Annotated in this window: 3 protein-coding genes; 2 read left to right on the plus strand and 1 reads right to left on the minus strand. The window is 68.5% G+C overall.

Going from position 1 to position 3,972, the window contains the following annotated elements:
* Window positions 1–1,710: xanthine dehydrogenase family protein molybdopterin-binding subunit (locus tag ACRDUX_RS08620; protein WP_526412919.1), on the plus strand; the 1,710-nt coding region annotated here is incomplete at its 5' end.
* Window positions 1,707–2,366 carry an SRPBCC family protein gene (locus tag ACRDUX_RS08625; protein WP_526412921.1) on the plus strand — a complete coding sequence of 220 codons (660 nt, stop codon included), beginning with the start codon at window positions 1,707–1,709 and terminating at the stop codon, window positions 2,364–2,366. The genes ACRDUX_RS08620 and ACRDUX_RS08625, both read left to right, overlap by 4 nt.
* Window positions 2,367–2,381: 15 nt before the next feature.
* Here the strand turns inward: ACRDUX_RS08625 and ACRDUX_RS08630 are convergent.
* The coding region (locus tag ACRDUX_RS08630) for a PucR family transcriptional regulator (protein ID WP_526412923.1) at window positions 2,382–3,972 on the minus strand (1,591 nt) is incomplete at its 5' end.

Consider the following 3,972-nt stretch of genomic DNA (forward strand, 5'->3'; position numbering starts at 1 on the left):
GGCGTCGGCTGGCTGGAGAACGACGTTGTGACCCTTCGCATCTCGACGCAGGTCATCGAGCACGCGGTCGAGATCGCCACGATCCTCGGACTGCCACAGAGCCAGGTACGCGTCATCGCCTCCTACATGGGCGGCGGTTTCGGCGGCAAGGAGGACATGACCGTCGAGCCGTACATCGCATTGCTGGTATGGCGGACCCGCCGCCCGGTGCGGATGATCTGGTCGCGCCAGGAGTCGATCCTGGCCAGCACCAAGCGGCACCCGTTCACCATGCACTACCGCACCGCGGCCGACGCGGAGGGAAAGATCTTGGCCGTCGACGCCGACATCATCGGCGATGCGGGCGCCTACCCCTGCCTCAGCGCCAGGGTGCTCTTCGCCGGGGCGGCGTTGTCGACGGGTCCCTACCGGGTTCCGGTGGTGCGCGCCACATCTCGAGCGGTCTTCACCAACAACGTTCCGACAAGCGCGTTCCGCGGGTTCGGCGCCATGCAGGTCGTCTTCGCCTACGAGTCCCAGATGGACGCGCTGGCCAACGCGCTCGGCCTCAGCCGAGAAGAGGTACGCGACCGCAACTACATCCAGCGCGGCGATCTCACGGCCGCGGGTGAACCGGTGACCACCGCCGTCGCCATCGCCCAGACCCGGCATGCGGCACTCGAAATGCTCGGTGAGCCAAGCCAACCCAGCGGCCCCAACAAGGTCGTCGGGCGCGGTTTCGGCGGCAGCATGCAGCCCTACGGTCGCACCATCTGGTTCCGTGATCACGCCGCCGCGTGGGTCACGCTGCAAGCGGACGGCACGCTGCTGATCCGCAGCGGCGTGACCGACTTGGGCGCCGGGCAGGCCGCCAGTCTGTGTCAGATCGCCTCCGAGATCCTCGGTGTCCCGCTGGTCGACATCAGTGTCTACATCGGCGACACCGCGCTCAACCCGCCCGCAGGCGGGACCTTCGCCACCCGCCAGCTGTACATGTCGGGCAATGCGATCCTGCGTGCGGCGCGAAAGCTGCGTGACCAGCTGACGCCGGTTGCCGCAAAGGAGTTGGGCGTGCCCGAGGACGCGCTGGTATGGACCGACGGAATGGTGCGCACCAGCCACGACGACACCGGCCTGAGTCTGTCCGAGGTGGTGCGCGCGGCGAACGAGGCGCGCGTCGACACCGCGGTGCTGAGCACGTGGCGCGCCCGTTCCGGCGGCTTCGATCCGCAGACCGGGCAGGGACACACGTTCCCGGACTACACATTCGGCACACATGCCGCCGAGGTGGAGGTCGACCTGGAGACCGGTGACGTCCGGCTGCTCAAGTACGCCGCCTGCCACGACGTGGGCCGGGCGATCAACCCGACCCGGGTGCAGGGACAGATCATCGGTGGCGCCGCCCAGGGCATCGGCTACGCATTGATGGAGGACTGTGTCACCGATGAAGGGCACCCGCTGTCGTCGTTGTTCGCCGACTACCTGATCCCGTCGTCGATGGACCTGCCCGACATCGGGGTCGCCGTCGTCGAGAGCGGCGAAGGCCGGGGCCCGCTCAATGCGCGGGGAATCGGTGAGCCGCCGATCGGCCCGCCTGCCGCCACCATCGCCAGCGCGGTGGAAGCCGCCATCGGCGTGCGGCCCACCGAGCTTCCCATCACCGCCGAGCGGGTGATGGCACTGCTGGACCGGCGAGCCGGGCAGCAGAACGAGAAGGGAAGGCGCGCATGAAGCTTCAGCATCAAACCGAGGTCGACGCCACACCGGAGGCTGTCTGGGCGTTCCTGCAGGACACCGCCGCCGTCGTGCAGTGCATGCCGGGCGCCGAACTCGTCGGGGACCTCGGCGACGACCGTTACGAAGGTGTGCTCCACGTAGCCATCGGTCCCCTCAAGATGAACTACGCGGGTAAGGCGTCGGTGGTCGAGCGCGACGCGGATGCGCACCGGATGGTGCTCGACGCCACCGGCCGCGACAAACGCGGCTCCGGCTCCGTGCAGGCACACGTGCATTTGCAGGTCGCGCCCGCCGATGTCGGCACCCGGATCGACGTCGTGTCCGACATCGATCTCACCGGCCGCATTGCTTCACTGGGCCGAGGCATCCGCGATGTCTCGAACCAGATGTTCGTTCAGTTCGCCGGTGAGCTCGGCGCACGCATCGAACGGCCGGCCCAGTCCGGTCAGCCGCAGACCGGGCCCGGCCGCGATGGTGCCTCCGCAGTCGCGACGGGGGCTGCCACGACGACCGCGACGGCACCTGCGCCACGGCCCGTCGATGCTGGAACATCAAGCGAGGTCAAGGTTTTCCCGCTGATCTGGGCCGTGACCCGAAATCGCCTTGCCGACTTCCTGGCGCGGCTGAGCACGCGCGTGCGGCCGGACTGAGGGCGAGCGGGTCCGTCAGTTCGGGCGCGGCGTGAGGCTCTTCTGCATCTCCGTGATCTGCAACGCAACACCCACCTGGATGGCCACCGGCGTGCTGGTACTGAACGGCCCGAGCAGCCGCTCGAGTTTGGCCAGCCGGTAGCGCAGCGTGTTGTAGTGGTAGTGCAGGTGGCGTGCCGCCTCGGCCATGTTCATGTTGTGTTCGATGAGCGTTTCCAGCGTGCGGAGCATCTCCGATCGCTCGGGGTCGCCGAGACGCAGCAGCGGTCCGAGCGTCTCCTCGGCATAGGTGCGGAGTTCCTCATCGCCGACCTGCGCGAGGAGCCGGAACAGGCCGAGCTCGCCGTACGCCGTCACCGCGCTGGTCCCTGACACGCGGTGGCCCAGTCGCAGGGCGGTGCGGGCCTCCTGATACGCCACGGCAATCCCGCCCGGCCCCGGGTAACTGCGGCTGACGCCGATGGCGTACTCGGCATGGGTGAACTGTGCGACCTCGGCTTGGACGGCCCGCGCGACCGCGGGCCCGTCCTCGTCAGCGCCGATCACCGCGACCAGCTCGGCGCCAAGGCCCGCCGCCGCGGCGGTCCGGTCCCGGCTGCGCACCGCCGACGCCCAGAATTCGATGGCCCGGTCATCGGCCAGTCGGGACTGCCGCTTGCTTGCCGGTGAACGCTCTGCCGTGCCCTCCTTGCCGCCCACCAGGACGACGATGTCGCGCTCAAGGTTCCACCCGAGGCCCGAGCCCAAGGTGTTGTGCTCGCCGGCTTCGAATTCGCTGCCGGTGATCAGCTCGAACAGCGCGTTGGACGCGAAGCGGCGCTCCACGGCGCCGACCGCAAGGTCACGCGTCACCGCGAGCGCGGCCACGATTGCCGCCTGCTCGACGGCCGCCACGCTGAACTCGCCGAACGGCGTGGCCCCTTCGACGGCGATCACGTAGCCGTGGTGGAGTCGTCCCGCACGGATCTCACTTGCGGCCCAGCGCTTTTGGGTCCGCTCGTCGGTGTGCATCGTCGGCCCATCGAGCTTTACGACGTCGACCGAATCGGCGGCCAGCAACTGCAGTTCGGCCAGCGGCGCCTGGTCTCCTGCGTGGGTCAAGACGACACCCACGGGGTCGGTGATGACGATGCTGGCGTCGCCCAACAGGGCCGACAACTTGTGCGCCAGTTCGTCGAGGCCTCCTCCGGAAAGGGTGATTTCGAGGAAGGAGTGATGGATCTCCTGCGCTCTCGCCAGCGCGGCGGCTTGCCTGTTGACGATGATGCCGAAGGCCCGGGACAGGATGTCGTCGAAGCGGATGCGTTCCGGGATGACGACCAGGGGAAGACCGAGCCGGTCGGCGACGTCGATCATCTCCTGGCCGAGCTCGGGCATGTAGCGATCGAGTTTGATACCGATCCCCGCCAACCCGAGCCGGTGCAGATCCTTCAGCAGCCGGCCCTTGCCTGCGCCCTCACGAGGCAGGGGGTAGCCGGTCGCGAGGAGGAATTCGTCGTGTCTGACCCACCGTCCGATGTCGGGCACCGTCATCACGTTCACGGCGCTGACCGACCGGCCGATGCCGGCGCGCCCTGCTATGAGCTGAGCGCCGGAGAGCACCTCG

This window comes from Mycobacterium sp., from assembly GCF_050701675.1.
In the GTDB taxonomy this organism is placed as follows: Bacteria; Actinomycetota; Actinomycetes; order Mycobacteriales; family Mycobacteriaceae; genus Mycobacterium.

Coding starts and splice junctions, on each gene's coding strand:
- ACRDUX_RS08625 (WP_526412921.1), top strand. CDS start 1,707: ATGAAGCTTCAGCATCAAACCGAGGTCGACGCCACACCGGAGGCTGTC.